Below are 18838 nucleotides of genomic sequence, written 5' to 3' on the forward strand. Positions count from 1 at the left end.
TTACCTCAAAGCATAGAGATAAGCGGCGATGTCCCGCGCCTGTTGCTCGGTGATCCTCGTCGACGGCATGGCCGTGTGCGGATTGACTTCCCTCGCCGAGCGTATCCAGCGGATCATGTTCTCCGGATTGTTTGCCAGCAGGCCACCGATAAAGACCCTGTCGGCAAGGCCACCGTCCAGGCGGGGTCCGACCTGGCCTTGCGCACCCGGCACGCCGGGTATCGTATGGCAGCCGGAGCAGCCATTCGCCGTCATGATTGGAATGGCGCGGGCGCCTACGCCGCCGGTCGCCGCATCCGACTCGTGCCGGACGCGCTCGCGCCTGTCGGACCACAAAGTCGCCGCTGCGACAGCCGCAGCCAGCAGCAGGATTGCGGCAAGGGCGCCCCCGATCAGCCTACCCAGGTCGGAGCGCATGTGTTGCCTCCCTGGTTGCGCTGCTGCTTATCCAGAGGCCGGCGAGCAGCAGGGCGGCGCCGCCATAGATCAAGCCGGCCGGAACCCACATTACCAATCCGGCGAGCTGCTGGTCCTCGATCGCGGTCATTCCCCACAATGCCGCGCCGGCGCCATTCTCCGGATACCAGAGTTTGGGCGACATCAGCAGCAGGACACCGAGCAGGCCGGTATGAAGCGAGGTGAAGAAAAGATGCATGACGGAGCTGCCATAGGTCTGCTGTCGACCGGGGCGCGGAAGGAGCGCCCACCAGAACAGCAAGGCTGTGCCGAGGAAGCTCGCATGCTGGGCATAATGAAGAAAGCCCTGCTGGAGCGCTGCCTGGAACAACGCCGGAATGTGCCAGATCCAGATGGCGACGCCGTGAATGATCGTCGCGTTGAGGGGGCGGATCACCAGGGCCCAAACCGATTGCAGCGTCTTTGCGCGCGTGAGCTTGCCCGTTCCGCGGCGAAGTGAGGCCGGCAAGGACCAGAGCAGGACTGCGCCTGGGCAAGCGGCGACAAGGAGGGGCGCCGCCACCGCCATCAGCAGTTCATGCTCGATCATATGGGCGGCAAACACCCGCTCGCCGAGCGCGTGGATGGGGCTGACCAGTGCTGCCGTCAGCACGCCCCAACCGGCGGCGAAAAACAACGCCTGCCGCATCCGCTCGGGACGGCCTCGGCTGCTGCGGCGCCACAACCGAGTCGCTCCGATGGCATAAAGGAAGGCAATCGCGGCCAGCGGAAACGTGATGGGAAATGCGAGCGTCCATCCGGCCTCGGGCGCGCCGGCGCCGTAGCAGATCGAGGTCGAGAAGAACGCGTCGAAGCTCATCGCAGGCACTCGTCGAGAATGAGAGCCGCGCTGCCTTGCATGATGATGACGAGGGCAAACAGCAATGCCGCAAGCATGCCGAGATCGGCGACGAACTGCTCGGTGCTGCGCGTGCGCTCAGGCTTGAAGGCGGCGCCGCCCTGCCGCTTCGCCCGCCATGACAAGGCACCGCCGAGCAGCGAAAGCACGGCGAGCACCAGTGCCACGGGAAGCACCACCGGCACCTGGCGGTTGCACTGCCATGGTACGAGTGCGTAGTTCAGCTGCGTCGAGATTGCCCAAGCCATCGGCCCCGACAGAAGACCACCCCAGGACGTTCCCATTTTCAACGCACGCATCAGCCTAGCCTCGGCATCCAGTAGATGAGCAGATAGATCGGGATCCAGGTCAGCACCACGAAATCCCAATAGAAGACATTGTCGCCGACATCGCCGAAGCGCCGGCCGCTATAGCCATGGCGTGTGAACATCAGCACCGTCAAAACGATGGTGTCGCCGACATCGGTGATCAGGTGTGTGGTGTGCAGCCCGAGCAGCACCCAGAGCATCGAGCCGTAGGCGTTCGTGTCCCAGTAGATGTTCAGCGCGGGGAATTCGAACCAGCGCACGACAAGCGGGGCCAGACCGAGCAGCGACATCACCACCAGCCCGATCCGCACCGGAACGATCGCGCATTGCTTGGCATGGCCGTGGAGGATGTGATTCGGCACCACGCTGATGATAAACAGGATGGTGACGATCGTCCCGGGCCAATGGTCGGGGTGCGGGGCGCTTAGACGCCAGTTGGGCCACAAGGTGGCGAGATAGAGATAAGCGCCCGCGGCCAACGCAAAGCCCATGCCTTCCAGCGCCATGAAGCCGAGCGTTCCCCACCAGGTCGGGCTGCGCGGACCATGTCCAAAGGTTGGGAGGTCCGAAAGATCCAAGCTGGGACGCTCACTCATCCCTCATCCTCCGGGTCGTCCTTGGGCCAGAACCAGCCGATCAAGGTGATGGCGATCGGCGCGGCGCCCCAGACGATCGCCCAGGGCGTGAAGATCGAATAGACAAACGTACCGCCGACGGCGATTGCCGCCAGCAGCGGCCAGATCGACGGTGTCGCCGATTTCTCGCGAATGTCGGGATGGGCTTCCGCCACGGTTGAGATCAACAACTCACGGACATCGACGCGGAGTCCGGTCGCCACAGGCAGCGCCTCGCGTTCGGCCCAGAGCGGCTCGACATGTGTGACAATCGGTATCCGCGCGAAATTATAGCTTGGCGGCGGCGAAGACGTCGCCCATTCGAGCGTACCGGCATCCCAGGGATTGTTTCCGGCCAGCGCGCCCTTCAACGCGCCGTGTACAAGATTGAACGTGAACAGTACGAAGCTGAGGAAAAAGAGCACCGCGCCGGCGCTGATGAACAGGTTGATGTTGCCCCAGCCAAGCTCGGCCGGATAGGTGTAGACCCTGCGTGGCATGCCCCAGAGCCCGACGAGATGCATTGGGAAAAAAGCCGCGTTGAAGCCGATGAAAGCCAGCCAGAAATGCCAGCGCCCGAGACGCTCGCTCATCATGCGGCCGCTGATCTTGGGGAACCAGAAATAGGCCGCGCCCAGCAGCGGGAAGACCGAACCGCCGATCAGCACGTAATGGAAATGGGCGACGACGAAATAGGTGTCGTGCACCTGGAGGTCCAGCGGCACCGAAGCGAGCATGACGCCGGTGAGGCCGCCGATGACGAAGATGAAAAAGAAGCCGAACACGAACAGCAGCGGCGTGCGCATCACCGGCCTGCCGTCCCACAAGGTCGCCAGCCAGCAGAAGATCTGAATGCCATTGGGGATGGCGATCAGCATGCTCGACGCGGTGAAGAAGCTGGCGCCGAGCTTGGGTAGCCCCGTCGCGAACATGTGATGGACCCAGAGGCCGAACGAAAGGAAACCGACGGCGATCAGCGACAAGACCAGCCCGAGATGCCCGAACACGGGACGCCGGGCGAAGACCGGGATGATCGCGGAGACCATGCCCGTCGCCGGCAGGAAGATGATGTAGACCTCGGGATGGCCAAAGAACCAGAACAGATGCTGGAAGAGCAGTGCGTCGCCGCCCTCGGCCGGGTTGAAGATATGTGTGCCGACCAGCCGGTCGAGGATCAGGAAGGTCGAGGTGATCATCACCGCGGGCATGGCGAAGACGACGACGAAGGAGGTAACCAGCATTGCCCAGACGTAGAGCGGAATCCTGTCCAGCGACATGCCGGGGGCTCGCTGCTTGAACACGGTGACGATGGTTGCCACCGCGACGGCCAGTGAGGATACTTCTGTATAAGTGATCATCTGGGCCCAGACATCGGCCCGCTTGCCCGGCGCGAATTCGGGGCCTGACAGCGGCACATAAGCAAACCAGCCGACGTCGGGCGCCATGTTGAGCGCGAAAGACACCCAGGCGAATATGCCGCCCGAAACATAGATCCAGTAGCTGAACGCATTCAGGCGGGGAAAGGCGATGTTGCGGCTGCCGACCATCAGCGGGACGAGATAGATGCCTGTCGCCTGCACGATGGGCACGGCGAACAGGAACATCATGGTCACACCATGCATCGTGAACAGCTGGTTGTAGAGGTCCGGGCCGATCAGACCGCGCTGCGGCCCTGAGAGCTGGATGCGCATGGCGACAGCGTTGAGCCCGCCCAGGCACAGAAACACGAAGGCGGTGATCAGATAGCGCCGTGCGACGACCTTGTGGTCGACGCTCGACAGCGCGCCGATGATGCCGGGAGGCGTGCGCCATGTCCGCGCCAGCCAGCGATCCAGGTTGGCATCGTCCATGCCGGTGTCGCGCGGTCCGTCATGCTCGGGTGCGACGTCGCCTGTGGCGGGCGTTTCGCGCGGCAGGTCGCGTTCGCTTGTGAGGTCCGCGCTGCTCATTTAAGCGCCTCGAGATAGGCGACCATGGCGTTGAGCTCGTCGCCGCTGAGCTCCACCACCGGCATGTGGGATCCGGGCTTGATGCCCTGTGGGTCGGCTACCCAGGCGGCGAGATTGCCGCGGCTCATGGTCAATGTCCCGGCGGCAAGCGTCTGCCGGCTGGCTATATGGGTGAGGTCGGGGGCGACCGTTCCTCCGGCAGGCGTGCCGCCTATTCTGTGACACATCACGCAAGGGCGCTTCAGAAACAGATCCTGGCCGGCCTTGGCCTCGTCCCCCGTCGGAGTAGCTGCCGGCTGCAACTGGTCGTTCCACCAGGCGTCGAACTTCGCACGCGGCTCGGCGATGATGAAGGTGCCCATGTTTGCGTGCTGCGCCCCGCAGAACTCGGCGCATTGACCTCGGTAAACACCAGGCTTGTCTGCCTTGAGGTCGAGCACGTTCATGTGGCCGGGAATGAGGTCGAGCTTGCCCGAAAGGCTCGGAATCCAGAAGGAATGGATGACGTCGGTCGAGGTCAGAAGAAGCCGCACCGGTTCCCCGGCTGGGATATGGATCTCGTTCGCCGTGGTCAGGATGCGGCTTGGCGTGGCATCCTCATAGCGCACCTCCCACCACCATTGATGGCCGGTGACCCGAATGGTCAGTGCGGCATCCGAGCCGATCGCGGCGAGCGTCCTGTTGGCGAAGAAGCTCAGCAAGGTCAGTCCGATCAGGACAATGGCGGTCAACCCGACGGCGGTCATCACCGCGCGCAGCTTCCGGTCGTCGGCGCCGGCCTCGATCGCGAGCGGCTCCGCCTGCGCGCGCGACCGCATCATCAAGGGCACGACGAGGGCGATCATCACCAGCACCCACACCACGGCGCAGAGCGCGGTGAAGAACCAGATCAGCCATGCCAGTTCGCTCGCCGCGGGACCTTTCGGGTCGAGGGCGGATTGCCAGCCCGCGCATCCCTGGAGCAACAGAGCGCCGGCGGTGGCGAACGCCATCGAGACGAGACGTTTCACGGCGACTTCCCCAGCGTGGCCGCGTCCGGCATGCGGTTTTCCGAAGGATGCGCCATCATGTCGTCATTGCGTTGCGGTGCGGCGGAAGACGGCGCGTTGCCGCTCAGCGAGCGCACGAAAGCCGCAAGCTCCCAGATCTGGTCGTCGGGAATCTTGTCGCGGAAGCTCGGCATGCCGTTTGGCCGACCGTCGCGGATCGTGGCATGGATGCTTTCGATCGAGCTGCCATAGAGCCACTTCTGGTCCATCAGGGCCGGCCCCATGCCGCCGCCGCCATTGGCGTGGCATCCCGAACAGTTGAACCAGCCGAAAAGCCGTTTCCCTTCGCTCATGTGGAAGGCGTTGGCCTCGAAGCTCGCCGCCTTGTTGTCGCTGGCGGGGGGCCGCTGTCCGCCGGGCTCCAGCGTGGTCACAGGCGTCGGCTGCTCGCCCGATCCGAGCGCCGATTGCGGGCGCGTGTCACGTTCCTCGCGCTGGCAGGCAGCGAGCGCCAGGACTGGAAACAGGAGCATGGCCACAACGGCTCTCATCGCACCGGGCTCCCCGAGGCATCGAGGCGGGGCACGCCATACTGTGACAGCAAGGCATCTATCTCGCCCTTGTGCCTGGACAGGGCGCCATTGACATCGCCGCGCAGCGCATCGTCTTCGCGGCGGACGCCCATCGAGATGTCATAGATCATCGGCAGTTGCGGTCCATCGATGCGGGGCGCAACCGGCGTGATGCGGAGCGGCACCTTCTGCCTTGCGGCGAAGTAGCCGGCGAGGGGGCCCCAGACCACGGCAAGGTCGATCTCGCCACTCGCCACCGCTTCGACGATGCGCGCCGGCGGGTTGGGGGCGGAATAATCGCCATAGACCGGATAGCCAACGAGGTGCCCGACGATACCGCGGCGGCCAAGCGCCTGGACCGGAGGCGAATTGGCGCCATCGTCGCCGATGAGCTGAACACCGATCCGCATGTCGGGCAGCCGCGGATCATTGAACGATGCTACGTCGGGGCCGTCCCTGCGGGTGACGAAGACATAGGACGATCGGTAGTAGGGCGTGGTGGTGCGCAGCATTTCGAGGTTGCTCGGCGTGCCCGGCACGAGATCGCACAGGCCCGCCTTCAGCGTGTTGCGGATGAAGCCGCGACGCTGCGCCCACCAGGTATAGGTCAGCTTGGCGCCGAGATCGGACGCAACGATTTCGGCGATCCTGTTCTCGAAGCCCTGACCTGCCGCGTTGGAGAACGGCATGTTGTTCGGATCGGCGCAGACCCTCAACTCACGTGCGTCGGCTGTGGCCGTCAAGAACACGAAGGTGATGGCGGCCATGCCGATCGCCAGCCGTTGACACGCCTTTCGCGCCGGACCTACGGTCAAGTACAATCCATCAAGGCAGCCGGAACACATAAAGCGTGCCTCCCGAGGTTGTCGCGTTCTTCAGATCCTTCATGGCATTGACGAAACCGAGCGCGGCGGTGGCGTCACGCGGGTCAAGATCGCCCGATACAATTGCGCCGGCCCAGCCGCCGACGCCTGAGAGGATGGCGACATATTGGTGCCCGTCGGGACCGCGATAGGTGATAGGCTGGCCGATGATCCCGGACGAGGTCTTGAACTGCCAAAGCAGGTCTCCGGTCTTGGCGCTAACCGCCTTGAACCAGCCTTCCATCGTGCCATAGAAGACAACGTCGCCGGCGGTCACTACCGCGCCGCTCCACACCGGGAAATTCTCCTTGAGGCTCCAGGCGGGTTTCTCCGCGGCGATGTCCCAGGCGGTGAAGGCGCCGCGATTACCGCCGGGCCCTGGTATCATGCGGACGTTCATGCCCACATAGGGCGTGCCGGCGATGTAGTTCACCTCGACGCCTTCTTCATCCATGCACAGATTGTTGTGCGGGATGTAGAGCAGGCCGGTCTTCGGCGAGAACGCGGAAGGCTGCCAGTCCTTGAGGCCAGACGCCGTCGGACAGATATCGCGAACGACCTTGCCGGTGCCGGTCTTCTTGTCCGGATTTACGATCAGCCGACCGGTTTTCAGGTCCACACCTTTGCTGGAGTTTACGGGACCAAAGGGTTTTGCCGACAGCACCTCGCCGGTGGTCCGGTCGAGGATGTAGAGATAGCCGTTGCGCTCCGGCCGGATCAGCACCTTGCGCGGCTTGCCCTGCCAGGTCATGTCGAGCAGGATCTGCTCGTTGATGCCGTCATAATCGTGGAGGTCATGCGGGCTCCATTGATAAAACCATTTCGCCGCGCCGGTGTCGGGATCGCGCGCGAAAATGCCAGACGTCCACTTGTTGTCGCCCGGCCGCAAATCCGGATTCCATGGTCCGGGATTGCCGGTGCCGTGGAAGATCAGGTTCAGATCGGGATCATAGGAAATCCAGCCCCACATGTTGCCGCCGCCGATCTTCCAGGCTTCCGGCGGCCATGTCGTGACGCCAAGATCCTTGCCTTTGTCCATGTCGTAGTGCGGCTTGAAGTCCGGTCCGATCAGCACGTCCTTGTCCGGCCCGGTGCTATAGGCGATCCAGACGACATGACCGTCGCCGGCGTCGAGCGCCTTTACCCAGCCGCGAACGCCCATCTCGCCGCCGGAATTGCCGACCAGCACTTTGCCCTTCACCACAAGCGGCGCCATGGTGATGGTCTCGCCGATGTTGATGTTGCCGACATGAGTGTTCCAGATCGGCTTGCCCGTGTTCGCATCAAGGGCAATCGTGTGGCCGTCCAGCGTATTGAAAAAAATGCGCCCGTCGGCGAATGCCACCCCTCGGTTGACGACGTCGCAGCAGGCCACCCCCTGTGCTGCCGGCTCCGGATTGGGTTCGTACTTCCACTTCATCGGGGCGCCGGGCTTGGAGAGATCGAGCGCATAGACCAAGTTGGGAAAGGGCGTCACGATATACATGGTGTTGCCGACGACCAGCGGCGCTGCTTCCTGGCCCTTGTTCACGCCTGTCGAGAACGTGAACGCGACCTGCAGGTTCTTGACGTTGCCTTCATTGATCTCGGAGAGTTCGCTGAAGCGCGTCGACGCGTAGTTCTTGGCCGGCATCGTCCATTGGCCGTCATCGGGTGGCGAAGCTGCGGCTGGCGGTACGATCGCTGGTGTTTTAGGAGGCTCGGACGCAGCGCCCAGAAGCAGCAGGCAGGCGAGCAGCGTCACCAGAAGGATAGCGCCAAAGGAATTCCCGGCTGCCAATTTGCGGGTACGTCGTTCTACTTCAACGCGCGTTAATGCCAACTGCGGCATAGCTTTCATTTATTGATCGAGCCTCCCACGCCGGCGCCGAGTTCGGCGGCGATGTCGGCCTCCGTTCCGGCACAAAGCGGATGGCCCCAGCCCGAAGCGCTTTTGCCGCCGGGGTCCAGATCGTAGACAATGGCATCCTTGCGATTTGGATTGACGCCTGCCGGGACCTTGTCGAAGCCGAGCGCCGCGCGGATACGCCAGGCGACATTGTGATCGGCGCATGAGGAATCGCCTGAAACGCCGAGGCCGCCGACAATGCTCTTGCCGTCGTAGAGGGCAAGCCCGCCGCCAAACACCACGACGCCTCCGATCGGCTTGCCGACGAGCGGGTCGCCGGCGCTTCCGAACGTTTTGGGATCGCCCGTATAGGCCGCGGCCTGGTTGACGGGATTGGTCTCCTGCAGGCCAAATAGCGGCCCGCCCGGCTGCACCCCCGCATAGAGATTGGCCGTAGAGAGGGCCATCTGAGCCAGGCTGAGACCGTTGGCCGTGTTGGCTTTCTCCGCTGCTATGAGCCGACTTCCCGGCCATTGCGAGTCGGGGGTGGGGCCGCTGAACGCAATCGCGCAGACAGTGCCGTCACGGGCAACGATGGCTGCCCATTCGTTGGTTTCAAAGCCGCCATTGGCTGGTCCGCCGCTTGCCTTCACGTTGGCTTTGAGGGCTGCAAGCAGTTTATCGTGATCGGCCGGACAGGGTTCCTGCGCCATGGCCTCGTCCTCGTGGAACAGGCCACCCATCAGCAACAGCAGACCAAAAAGAGGTACGAAAAGCTGAGAGCGATACATTGTCCTGGCATTCGTTTACATAACAAGGACCACCCCGGCAGACCGCAGAATGCGAGGATACGTCCAGTGCGTCAGTGCCTAACTCGCGTAATGCTTCTATGTTCCTGCTTTGCATAAAATTCGTGCAGTTGGATTTGGGCCCAGGTGTTCAATCAAAGCATGGGACCTGGACACCCGTGGCCACATGCCAAGCAATGAGGCAACGCGGCTGATCCGGGAAAATGCGATCGGGACAGCGCAGACGCACCCGCCCTGACAAACCCTGTTGCCTTGTCACGGCGTTCGACGATGGATGATCTCTTCAATAAGTTTCGCGTCGGCTTCGTATTCCGCGGCCCGCGCAGCCATTTGACTGGCCAGGCTGTGTCTTTCCCGCGCGGCTTCGCGTTTTGCCGTACGTTTCGCCAACTCAGCCCGCTGCTGGTGCGCTCTTAAAAGGCTCCAAAGAGCCTGTTCCGCATCGTCAGCCTGGGCCTGCATCAAAACGTCTGCCCCGAACGCATGTCCGGTGTGGCAGCGGTAACGGGTAATCGGCCCGTCTTCGATCTCCCATAGGGGGCCATGACATTCGGGGCAGACAAATGTCGAGGGGGCGCCAAGCTGGCCTTCGGTCAATTCCATTGTGCTGTGCTCCTGAGCTGCAATCGCTGCCTCAAGGCGGATGCCGGACGGGATTTCTGGTGTCGGCCCTGCGATTTCGGAAGCAAGCCTGTGCAACAGGCCAGCCATTTCGGACAGAGGGACGCAATGGTCGATTTCCACATTCTGCAAGGCGCTCAGCGGCATATCGGGTACTGCGGCGTCGCCGGGGTCCTGGACTACGCTGACGCCTCCGCACATCTTGATTGCGTGCAGGCCGGCGGTGCCGTCGGAGAGGCTGCCTGTGAGCACGACGCCGATCACGCTGCCGCCAAAGCTGCAGGCCGCCGATCGAAACAGGGGGTCGATGGCGGGGCGCGCCAGGTTCTCGCGCGGCCCGCGCCGCAGCAGCATATGATCGTCATGTAACAGAAGGTGAGCTCCGGGCGGTGCAACGAAGATGTGCCCGTTTTTAACCTTCATGCCGTTGGAGGCATTTGCAACGGGCATGTTGGCAGCGCGACCGAGAATGTCGCCGAGGTAACTCGTGGGACCAACGTGCTGTACGACGAGGAGAGCCGCCGGGATGTCCGGCGAAAGATCGCGGACAAGTCTCTTCAGCGCGTCGACGCCGCCGGCCGATGCTCCGATTGTCACGATGCACCGGTTCTTGCAACCGTCGGGACGGACCTTGTCCGGCTGGCCCGCACGCTCCGAATCTGATCGTGGTGCGGCGGTGGCCATGGTTGCTTCACCCACATTCAGCACAGATGTCGATGCGAGCGCTCCGGCCAGTCCGTTGCTGGTCGGGCGCCCTGCCTTCGTCGGTGTTAGCTTCCGGCCGCATCGCGGAACATAGATGCCCGCAATGATGTCGGCTCTGTACTAACGCCTACGTGCGCGTTTGACAGCAGCCTCTGCCACGGCCGGGGCCTCCTGAATGCTTGCCGCGCCGCCGAAATCGGCGTTCTTGGTACGGCCAGCTCCCGGGCCTGCTCCTAGATCAGCGCCTGTTGTCGGATCGGAAGCCGGATCGGAAAGCGTACGGTCGGCCATCCTGGCCACCACCTTCATGTCTTTGGCCCCCAGCTTGACAGTTGCCAGGCCGTCTCCGCCGTCGACGGGCATCACCTCTTCAAGGTCATCGATCCGATCCCACTCTTCGCCGGAATTCCATGGGCCAGCGACATCGCCGTCGCCTTGAGAGGTGTTGACATACATGCTGGCGTACTTCTCTACGCCTGGGAGCTTGCCGGAAGGGAAATTGTTTTCGATCGCGTAGAGTGCTTTCTCAAACGACTTCTGGTGCGCGATCTCGCGGGTCATCAGGAAGCCGAGCGCGTCCTTGATTCCCGGGTCGTCGGTGATGTTGATGAGGCGTTCGTAAACGATCTTGGCGCGAGCTTCGGCGGCGATATTCGATCGCAAATCCACCGTAGGTTCACCGCGCGAATCGACATAGGCCGCGGTCCAGGGAACGCCGGCTGAGTCGCACAGCGCGGGAGCGCCGCCGAACAGAATTGATTCCTTGGCTGTTGTGCCGCTGGCGCCGATCATCAGGTAAAGGTCCGCTTCCTTCATTTGGCCCTCGGCCAGCTGTGCCTTAAGCCCCTTGTTGAGCATGGTGACGATTGATCCCACCACTTCGAGATGGCTGAGTTCTTCGGTCGCAATATCGAGCAACATGTCGCGACGGCCAAGATCGTCCTCGCCAAGCCCTTGCGTGAAATAGCGCATGGCCGCTGCAAGCTCGCCATCGGCGCCGCCGAACTGTTCCATGATCATGCAGGCCAGGCGAGGATTCGGCTCCGAGACGCGAACGGTGTATTGCAGGCGCTTGTTGTGCATGAACATGGACATCTCTCCGGTTAGATCATCCGAACATCCCGGCAAGTTGATTGTTCCATCCGGCCATCGGCCAGCGAGCATTTTTACGGCAGCTTCAGTGTTGAGCATCGCAGGGAGCCAGAGGCGGCATTTATTTCTCTGACCGGTGACCGGCGGCAACGAGATTTCGATCGTGCTGCGCCATCACGGCAATGAGCAAGGCCGCGGATGGGCAAGAGGTAGACAAAATCTGGAGGGATACTGGCTCGGAAAAGTGAAGCCGGGCCATATTAATACGATGTCGGTGTCGACACCTTCGGCCCTTTTCGCTGCACACCCACGCGGCAAACGGCGCGTTCGGTCACGGGGCGAGCGTCGCGGGCTGTTGCCCGTTCACTTTCGATCCAGCACCTTCCGGACTTTCTCTGCCAATTCGTCGATCGTGTAGGGCTTGGTCAAAAGTTCGGTTCCGAAATCGAGCGTGCCGTTGTGGACAATCGCATTTCGTGTGTAGCCGGTGGTGTAGAGCACTTTTAGCGACGGGTGCATTGTCTTGACCTGATCCACCAGCTCCCGGCCCGACATCTCCGGCATCACCACGTCGGTGAACAGAAGCGACGGCACTTGCCCGCTTTCGACGGCCACCAGCGCTTCGCGTGGACCTTGCATTTCCAGCACGGAGTAGCCCAGTTCCCGCAGCGCTTCCGCGGCCATCAGCCGGACGCGATCTTCATCCTCGACAACCATGATGATCTCGTCTGCACAGCCGGGGTGCTCGCCTGCCACGACGTCGATTTGGCTGTCGAGCACGCCATGGTGCGAGCGCGGCAAATATATTTTCAAGGTGGTTCCGATGCCCTGCTCGGAATAGATCTTCACACTGCCGCCGGACTGGCGAACAAACCCATAGACTTGGCTGAGTCCCAGCCCGGTGCCTTTGCCGACCCCCTTGGTGGTGAAGAACGGATCGAAGGCTCTTGCGACAACATCAGCAGTCATGCCCGTTCCTGTATCGGTGACCGCTATCATCACATACTGGCCGGAGGGGATCGCGTTCTCCCTGGCATAGCGATCGTCGACGTGGGCGTTTGATGTCTCGATCGTCAGCTTGCCGCCAGCAGGCATGGCATCCCTTGCGTTGACGCAGAGGTTGAGCAGCGCGCTTTCCAATTGCCCTGCGTCGGCCTCGACATGCCATAGGCCCGCAGCGAGCACGGTCTCGATCTGGATGGTCTCGCCAAGCGTCCGGTTCAGCAATTCGCTCATACCGGAGACGAGGCGATTTGGATTCAGCCGCTTCGGCGCCAGTGGTTGCTGGCGGGAAAAGGCGAGCAGTCGTCTGGTAAGTTCTGCGGCACGTTGTGCTCCATCGATCGCGCCGGTTACGAATTGGTGGACGTTGGTATCGCCGTTTCTGAGCTTGCGCTGCACAAGGTTCAGGCCGCCGATGATGACGGCCAGCATATTGTTGAAGTCGTGCGCGATGCCACCGGTGAGCTGTCCGACAGCTTCCATCTTCTGGGCTTGGCGCAGGTGCTCTTCTGCTCTGGCGCGTTCCGCAACTTCATCTTTGACACGTTGTTCGAGCGTGCCGTTGAGTGTCTGCAGCGCCTTGAACAGCCGGGAGTTGTCGATGGCCGTCGCGGCATGGCCGGCAAGCCCCAGCAAGGCCGCTTCTTGCTGTTCGGCGAACACGCCGGTCTCTGAATGACCAAGGAAGAGGCCGCCCAGGACCTCGCCCGAACGCGAGACGACCGGCACGGCGAGATAGGAACGCACCGGCAGATGGCCCTCCGGCATTCCCTTGCGGGGCCAGTTCTTTCCGTAACGGGGATCCGTGAGGATATCATCGGAACGCACCACGCTTGTTCCGCGGAAAGTGGGCTCGAACACCGCGGTGTTGCGCGGCATCGGAAAGTTTTCGAAAGCAGAACGAGGTGCCCCCGACAGGGCGTAGAGCACATAGCTGTCGCCCTTGTCGTCGATCACATTGTAGAAGAAAGCTCCGAATTGTGCGCCCGACAGCACCACGCCGGCATCGGTTACCGTCTGGACAATTCGCTCTACGTCAAGCTCGGCCGCCACGGCTGCCGCAGTGGCGTTCATCAACTGAAGCTGATGCTCCACCCGCTTTCGCGCGGTGACATCGACCACGGTGCCGATGAAGCGGATCGCACGGCCGGACTGGAAAAGCGCTTCCCCCGTTGCGGCAATCCAGCGCTCCTTGCCATCCCGAAGGCCGATCGTCCGGTATTCGATGTCGTAGCGGGAGGGGGGGCCCGGCGCAAGCGACTGGCGTACGGCCTCGTCGGCCCGTGCGCGATCTTCCGGATGGAGGCCCGCCAGGAACGCGCTTTCATATGTCACCTCCGCGTCCGGCGGCAAACCAAAAAGGGCTTTGCACCGGTCGTCCCAACGCAGCACTCCGCTGATGGGATCGTAATCCCAGGTGCCAATAGCGGCCGCGTCGGTGGCAAGCCTCAGCCTCTCCTCGCTGGCCCGTGCCGCCTGTTCCGAGCGAACGCGCTCGATGTGAGCCCAGGACCGCTCCGTCACCTCGGTCAGCAAGGACAGTTCGCGTTGCGACCAGACGCGGCGCTGCTTGTCGTGGATGGCCATCAGGGCAGTCAGTCGGCCTTGTTTGACCAAAGGCATACAGATGGTTGCCGTTATCCCGATATCCTGAAAGGTCTTCGCTTCCTCGGGAGCAATTTCCTCAAGGTTGTTGTTGATGATAAGCGGCTTGTTGGCGCTGAGGTTGGTGACAGCCAGGCGACCGAAATCGGCAAGACTGTAATATCCCCTGATGCTGGGCGAGCCAGGTGCGCTCCAATCGCCGCGGATGGTGAAATGGTCTTGGTCCTGCTCCATGTCGGCATAGGCGCAAATCGAGACGCCAAGATGTTCGCCGAGGAGCCGAGTGGTGATCTGCATGACAGCATCGGCGTCGGCCGCGAGGGCTATCTCCCTGCCGAGGCGGTCGAGAAAAGCAAGGCGTTCGGCGTTCTCACGCAGGGCCAGTTCGGCGCGAAGGCGTTCTATCGCCGTACGCGTCCGGTCCGCGACTGCCGAAATGAGGGCTACTTCCTCCGTCGCCCAGCGTCTGGGCGCGGAGTGGTTCAGGTATAACAGCGCCACCAGCCCGCCATGCTCGGTAACGGGCATGTTGATGACGGATTGGGCGCTGATGGCTTTGAGTGCCTCCGCATGGCTGCTGGTTCGCGGATCTGTCTCGGCGTTTTCAAAGACAACGGTTTCGCCTCGCTTCAAATCCTCGATATACGAGCCGTAGTTCCTGAAATTCAGCGTCCCAGCCAGGCTTTTGATGCCTGGCGCGTTCCAGTCCCTGTCGATGGTGATCGTTTCTTTCTCTAGATCGATCGTGCCGTATCCGGCTCGGCTGATGCCAAAATGGTTCCCCAGCAGTTCCGCGGCTGCGTAGGCCAGTTCTGCGGGATCCGTAATCTCGCGAATACGGTCGCCCAGCGCTGCCAAAAGCTCGAAGCGCTGCAGTTCAGATCGCGGATTGCTTGAAGTGGCCCCCATTTCGCCCCCGTTTTGCCCGGACTTAAATGCAGTCTGCGGCCAAGAGTTCCCCGCAGGACGGCAGTTTCTTTGGCGGGCCGGTCAGCCGAACACGCCGCACCGGTCATAGGTTAATGACAGCTTGGCGCGCTGTGGCGGATAAAGGGGAAACCAGCGGGCACTTGACGAGCTCCCGCTGGCTGGGTGCCCGAACCGCACTTCACTCGTTTGGAGACGTTTGATGCTTGACCGACCCATTCTTACGAATACGGACGCTCTCTATCCAGACGACCTGAAAACGCTTCGGTCGGTCTTCGACGCGCTGTGTCAGGAATTTGAGATTACGTCGGACACTACCGCGGCAGAATCCATCGCGAGAGAGCTGGTCAGACTTTTCCAGACCGGGATGACGGAAGCGGCCATGCTGATGATTGCCGTGCGCGCACGTTGGCTGGGTGATTGGAAAATGGGAGGCAGCAGCGCTGCCCAGGCTTAACGGTCCCAACTCCATGGAGAAGGCCTACTTTAGCCGCTTGAGCCGGTTGTACAGCGTTGTCTTGTCTGGCGGAACAAGCTTTCGCCCCGAGAGTTGGGGTCGGCAGATAGTTTCCAACAGGCACGGGCATGGCGTTCGACAGAGATGGACCGAAACTCGCGACCGGGTTGCTCGCGGCCTCGTTGGCGGCGCTGGCGGCATACAACGCCATCCACGCCAAACGTGCGATTGCCGGCCGGGCGTGCGGACGTGTGATGGAGATCTATGGTGTGCGCCTGCATTTTATCGAAGCCGGAACCGGCATGCCGCTCCTTCTCTTGCATGGCAATGGATCCATGGCGGAGGATTTCAAGTCGAGCGGCATCTTCGATGAGGCGGCAAAGACCTACCGGGTGCTTGCATTTGATCGTCCCGGTTTTGGGCGAAGCTCACGGCCGCGCGGCCGGCGTTGGTCCGCTCGCGACCAAGCCGACCTCATACATGCCGCGGCCTGCGGGCTGGGTATAGAGAAATACCTCGTGCTTGGACATTCCTGGGGAGCTTGGATCGCCCTCGAATTGGCGCGCAGGCATTCTCAATCGGTCGTGGGCATCGTGCTGGTCTCGGGCTATTACTATCCGCCACCGCGGCTGGATCTTGCACTGGCCGCACTCCCTGCACTGCCTGTGATCGGCACCGCGTTTCGTCACACCTTGCTGCCGCCGCTTGTAAGGCTTGCTTGGCATTGGGCAATGGAGAAGATCTTTAAACCCGCCGTCGTCGCCGGCGAGTTCGCCGCACTTGCCAAAGATGTCGCCAGCCGCCCTTCCCAACTGCGGGCGGTTTCTCTGGAGACAGCATCGATGCTGGCCGCGTCCCTCTTGGGAAAAGCCAACTATAGGGACATTGCCGTGCCCACCGGCATCATGGCGGGATCCGGGGACCGGTTGTTCGACGCGCAACGCGATGCACGACGCTTGCACGCGGAAGTCGGTGGGTCTCTCCTCGAGGTGGTTCCGGGCGCCGGCCATATGGTTCATCAGAGCGCCCCGCAGGCAGTGGTCGGCATGGTGCACACTATTGCAGGACGGCACGCCTTGTTCCAAGCGGGCCGTCGGCAGCGACCCAAGTCGTGTGCCGACGAGTTCAAGGCAGATCCGGCCTCGCGGGAGCCACCGGCGATAAGCGACGCCGCTTGCACGGAATGATCTCCAAACGGGGCTTTCAAATGAGCGACCAACGTCCAGCCGACATGCAGTCGGTGCTCCACCAGAACATACAGGCCCTGGTCGAGCACAGGCGGCAACAAGAAGAGCACCAAGGCGTTCAAGCGTGGGTCGCCGGCGCTGTTTCGCGCTTCGCGGGAAGCATGACTTTCGTCTATCTGCACCTTGCAATTCTTGTCGTCTGGGTCCTCGCAAACCTTGGCGAGATACCAGCCGTCCCAGCCTGGGACCCGACTTTCGTGATCCTGGCCATGGTCGCCTCGGTTGAGGCAATCTTCCTGTCTACCTTTGTGCTGATCAATCAGAACAGAATGGCCGCCCACAGCGAGCGCCGAGCCGAACTGGATTTGCAGATCAGCCTTCTAAACGAACATGAAACCACGCGGCTGATCGAGATGGTGGCTGCCTTGACGGCGCGTCTGAATATCTCGACCCCGGCCGACAAAGAGCTGCCGGAACTCGCCGAGAATGTCGATCCCCAAAAGGTGATGACGCAGATCCAGCAAGCTTCTGGAGATCAGGAGAACGCTTGATCAAAGCGACCTCGTCGGCAACGGTTCAGCGTCGGCTACAGCCTGTAATCAGCCTCGTTGTCCAAGGCTGTCGACGCAGCTAAGGCGGCGTCGGCGTTCTCCAGGGCGGCTTCCCGACGTCACAAGTCCGCCGCGCAATCGAGGCAGCGTAGAGCTTCGATAGCCAACAGGCTGCTGCGTGTCAGATGGAACCAAGTTGACGCCGAATCGTATTAGCGGGCGGCTTGGGGAGATTCCGGATGAGCGAAGGTGCTGTTCTGATCGTCGAAGACGAGACAATGATCCTGCTCGACCTCGAGTCAGCTTTGGAGGAGGCCGGCTTCCAGGTCGTCGGCACTCGGAGTGCCGCCGAGGCGCTGGCGGCTTTCGACCCCGATCCGACCAAGTTCAAGGCCGTGCTCACGGACATCCGTCTGGGAGCAGGACAGTCGGGGTGGGAGGTCGCTCGGCACTTGCGAAGGTCCAACTCGACCATCCCGGTTGTCTATATCAGTGGCGACAGCGCGGTACACTGGGGAGCGGAAGGCGTGCCCAACAGCATAATGATCACCAAGCCCTTTTTTCTGCCGCAGATCATAACTGCCGTTTCTCAACTTTTAAACGCGCAGCAAGGTGCAGAAACTCACCTCTAGGAATCGGACCGCGGCTCCACGAAACCACCGAACATTCTTTCTTCGGCCAATCGGCGCCGTCCGGCGTAAAGCGTTCGCGTCTGCTTGGGTCAAATGTCGGCGGCCTCAACCAGATGTCGACCTCAGCTCCTTTCCCTCGCCACCGGCTCGCATCCACTCGGAAGCCCTCCCGAAAGCAGGGGCGCTCATTGGTTGAGCTTTCGGTCGAGTTCGTCAAGCAATGACCGATGCTCGCTGGGCATGTCCGCATCTGTCGGCAGATCCAGCAACTGGCGAAGCTGGCGACGATTGGCGTCCGATGAAATCCACTCCCGTATGAGGCGGGCTATGACCTTTTGTTGTGCCTTGCCGATTTCTTCCATGTTAGATTCCGAGCTTGTCCGTTGGACGAACTCGGCGGCTCTTTGATGGTTCCCCGTCCTGTACACAAATCGAGGCGAATCGAGGCACAATCTATGGGTTAATGCATGTCGCTCAAAAGTGGCCCTGGTTTTGAGACACGACATGCCAGTGGATGTTTGCAGTCCCAGTCCGCTCGCCTAACGCTGCGCGTAGAGTGCAAATTTATACGTTCGATTTTACCCGAAGCGAGAGGCTCAGCCGCAAAATCTTGGCGCCATTTTCATCGCGCACTTCGATAAACAATTGCTGCCCGTCGACGCTCTTCAGTGACTCTCTCGTGAGGTCGACAAGGCCCTCGAATCCCGCGCGGCGGACCTCCTCGAGGCCAGCGCATTCGACACCTATTTCGTCCTCGAAGATGAGATCGCCATCGCCGCTGTCGAAGAAAAATCGTGCCATCGGAGAGCTTC

19 protein-coding genes are annotated in these 18838 nt (G+C 61.8%); 4 read left to right on the forward strand and 15 right to left on the reverse strand.

What is annotated here, in order from left to right; all coding sequences use genetic code 11:
- The 13 genes from NKJ18_RS07325 to NKJ18_RS07385 all read right to left on the reverse strand — a co-directional run bounded on the left by NKJ18_RS07325 (position 1) and on the right by NKJ18_RS07385 (position 15181).
- Complete coding sequence (locus tag NKJ18_RS07325) at positions 1-417, reverse strand: c-type cytochrome (RefSeq protein ID WP_023681113.1); 417 nt, start codon at positions 415-417, stop codon at positions 1-3.
- Entirely contained in the window at positions 398-1276 is an 879-nt protein-coding gene (locus NKJ18_RS07330) for a cytochrome c oxidase assembly protein (protein WP_352758029.1), read from the reverse strand. The genes NKJ18_RS07325 and NKJ18_RS07330 overlap by 20 nt, the downstream gene beginning before the upstream one ends.
- The gene (locus NKJ18_RS07335; RefSeq protein ID WP_023681115.1) at positions 1273-1614 is read right to left on the reverse strand and encodes a hypothetical protein; all 342 of its coding nucleotides are present in this window, start codon (positions 1612-1614) and stop codon (positions 1273-1275) included. Before NKJ18_RS07335 ends, NKJ18_RS07330 begins: the two co-directional genes overlap by 4 nt.
- Positions 1614-2219: a cytochrome c oxidase subunit 3 gene (locus NKJ18_RS07340; protein WP_023712215.1), complete on the reverse strand. Its 606-nt coding sequence runs from the start codon at positions 2217-2219 to the stop codon at positions 1614-1616. Before NKJ18_RS07340 ends, NKJ18_RS07335 begins: the two co-directional genes overlap by 1 nt.
- Complete coding sequence (gene ctaD / locus NKJ18_RS07345) at positions 2216-4186, reverse strand: cytochrome c oxidase subunit I (protein ID WP_352758030.1); 1971 nt, start codon at positions 4184-4186, stop codon at positions 2216-2218. Before ctaD ends, NKJ18_RS07340 begins: the two co-directional genes overlap by 4 nt.
- Entirely contained in the window at positions 4183-5196 is a 1014-nt protein-coding gene (coxB, locus tag NKJ18_RS07350; RefSeq protein WP_023700007.1) for a cytochrome c oxidase subunit II, read from the reverse strand. The genes ctaD and coxB overlap by 4 nt, the downstream gene beginning before the upstream one ends.
- Positions 5193-5726 (reverse strand): c-type cytochrome, encoded by a 534-nt coding sequence (locus NKJ18_RS07355; protein WP_023668011.1) that lies wholly within the window; start codon positions 5724-5726, stop codon positions 5193-5195. The genes coxB and NKJ18_RS07355 overlap by 4 nt, the downstream gene beginning before the upstream one ends.
- A complete protein-coding gene (locus NKJ18_RS07360; RefSeq protein WP_502906154.1) occupies positions 5723-6592 on the reverse strand; it encodes a substrate-binding domain-containing protein in 870 nt (289 codons plus the stop codon). Before NKJ18_RS07360 ends, NKJ18_RS07355 begins: the two co-directional genes overlap by 4 nt.
- Positions 6573-8450, reverse strand: coding sequence for a methanol/ethanol family PQQ-dependent dehydrogenase (locus tag NKJ18_RS07365; protein ID WP_352758031.1), 1878 nt, complete (start codon positions 8448-8450; stop codon positions 6573-6575). Before NKJ18_RS07365 ends, NKJ18_RS07360 begins: the two co-directional genes overlap by 20 nt.
- Positions 8447-9151, reverse strand: coding sequence for a heme-binding protein (locus tag NKJ18_RS07370; protein WP_023681122.1), 705 nt, complete (start codon positions 9149-9151; stop codon positions 8447-8449). The genes NKJ18_RS07365 and NKJ18_RS07370 overlap by 4 nt, the downstream gene beginning before the upstream one ends.
- Positions 9152-9502: 351 nt before the next feature.
- Positions 9503-10552, reverse strand: coding sequence for a chemotaxis protein CheB (locus tag NKJ18_RS07375; protein ID WP_023700011.1), 1050 nt, complete (start codon positions 10550-10552; stop codon positions 9503-9505).
- Between the two features lie 141 nt (positions 10553-10693).
- Positions 10694-11662, reverse strand: a complete 969-nt coding sequence (locus NKJ18_RS07380) for a manganese catalase family protein (protein ID WP_023681124.1) — start codon at positions 11660-11662, stop codon at positions 10694-10696.
- Between the two features lie 366 nt (positions 11663-12028).
- Positions 12029-15181, reverse strand: a complete 3153-nt coding sequence (locus tag NKJ18_RS07385) for a GAF domain-containing protein (RefSeq protein ID WP_352758032.1) — start codon at positions 15179-15181, stop codon at positions 12029-12031.
- Between the two features lie 220 nt (positions 15182-15401).
- On the opposite strand from NKJ18_RS07385, the gene NKJ18_RS07390 reads away from it, so the two are divergent.
- The 4 genes from NKJ18_RS07390 (at position 15402) to NKJ18_RS07405 (ending at position 18026) form a co-directional block, all read left to right on the forward strand.
- A complete protein-coding gene (locus NKJ18_RS07390) occupies positions 15402-15656 on the forward strand; it encodes a hypothetical protein (RefSeq protein WP_352513837.1) in 255 nt (84 codons plus the stop codon).
- A 128-nt stretch (positions 15657-15784) separates the two neighbouring features.
- Entirely contained in the window at positions 15785-16843 is a 1059-nt protein-coding gene (locus NKJ18_RS07395) for an alpha/beta fold hydrolase (RefSeq protein ID WP_352513836.1), read from the forward strand.
- Between the two features lie 20 nt (positions 16844-16863).
- Positions 16864-17394: a DUF1003 domain-containing protein gene (locus NKJ18_RS07400; RefSeq protein ID WP_023687817.1), complete on the forward strand. Its 531-nt coding sequence runs from the start codon at positions 16864-16866 to the stop codon at positions 17392-17394.
- Positions 17395-17633: 239 nt separating this feature from the next.
- Positions 17634-18026 (forward strand): response regulator, encoded by a 393-nt coding sequence (locus NKJ18_RS07405; protein WP_023687818.1) that lies wholly within the window; start codon positions 17634-17636, stop codon positions 18024-18026.
- Positions 18027-18211: 185 nt separating this feature from the next.
- On the opposite strand, the gene NKJ18_RS07410 is transcribed toward NKJ18_RS07405, so the two are convergent.
- Together NKJ18_RS07410 and NKJ18_RS07415 are read right to left on the reverse strand one after the other, a co-directional pair.
- On the reverse strand, positions 18212-18388 hold the full coding sequence (locus NKJ18_RS07410; protein WP_023687819.1) for a hypothetical protein: 177 nt from the start codon (positions 18386-18388) through the stop codon (positions 18212-18214).
- 202 nt (positions 18389-18590) lie between these two features.
- Positions 18591-18827 carry a DUF6894 family protein gene (locus NKJ18_RS07415; protein ID WP_023668023.1) on the reverse strand — a complete coding sequence of 79 codons (237 nt, stop codon included), beginning with the start codon at positions 18825-18827 and terminating at the stop codon, positions 18591-18593.
- Positions 18828-18838 lie beyond the last annotated feature (11 nt).

This window comes from Mesorhizobium sp. M0217 (assembly GCF_040321955.1).
In the GTDB taxonomy this organism is placed as follows: Bacteria; Pseudomonadota; Alphaproteobacteria; order Rhizobiales; family Rhizobiaceae; genus Mesorhizobium.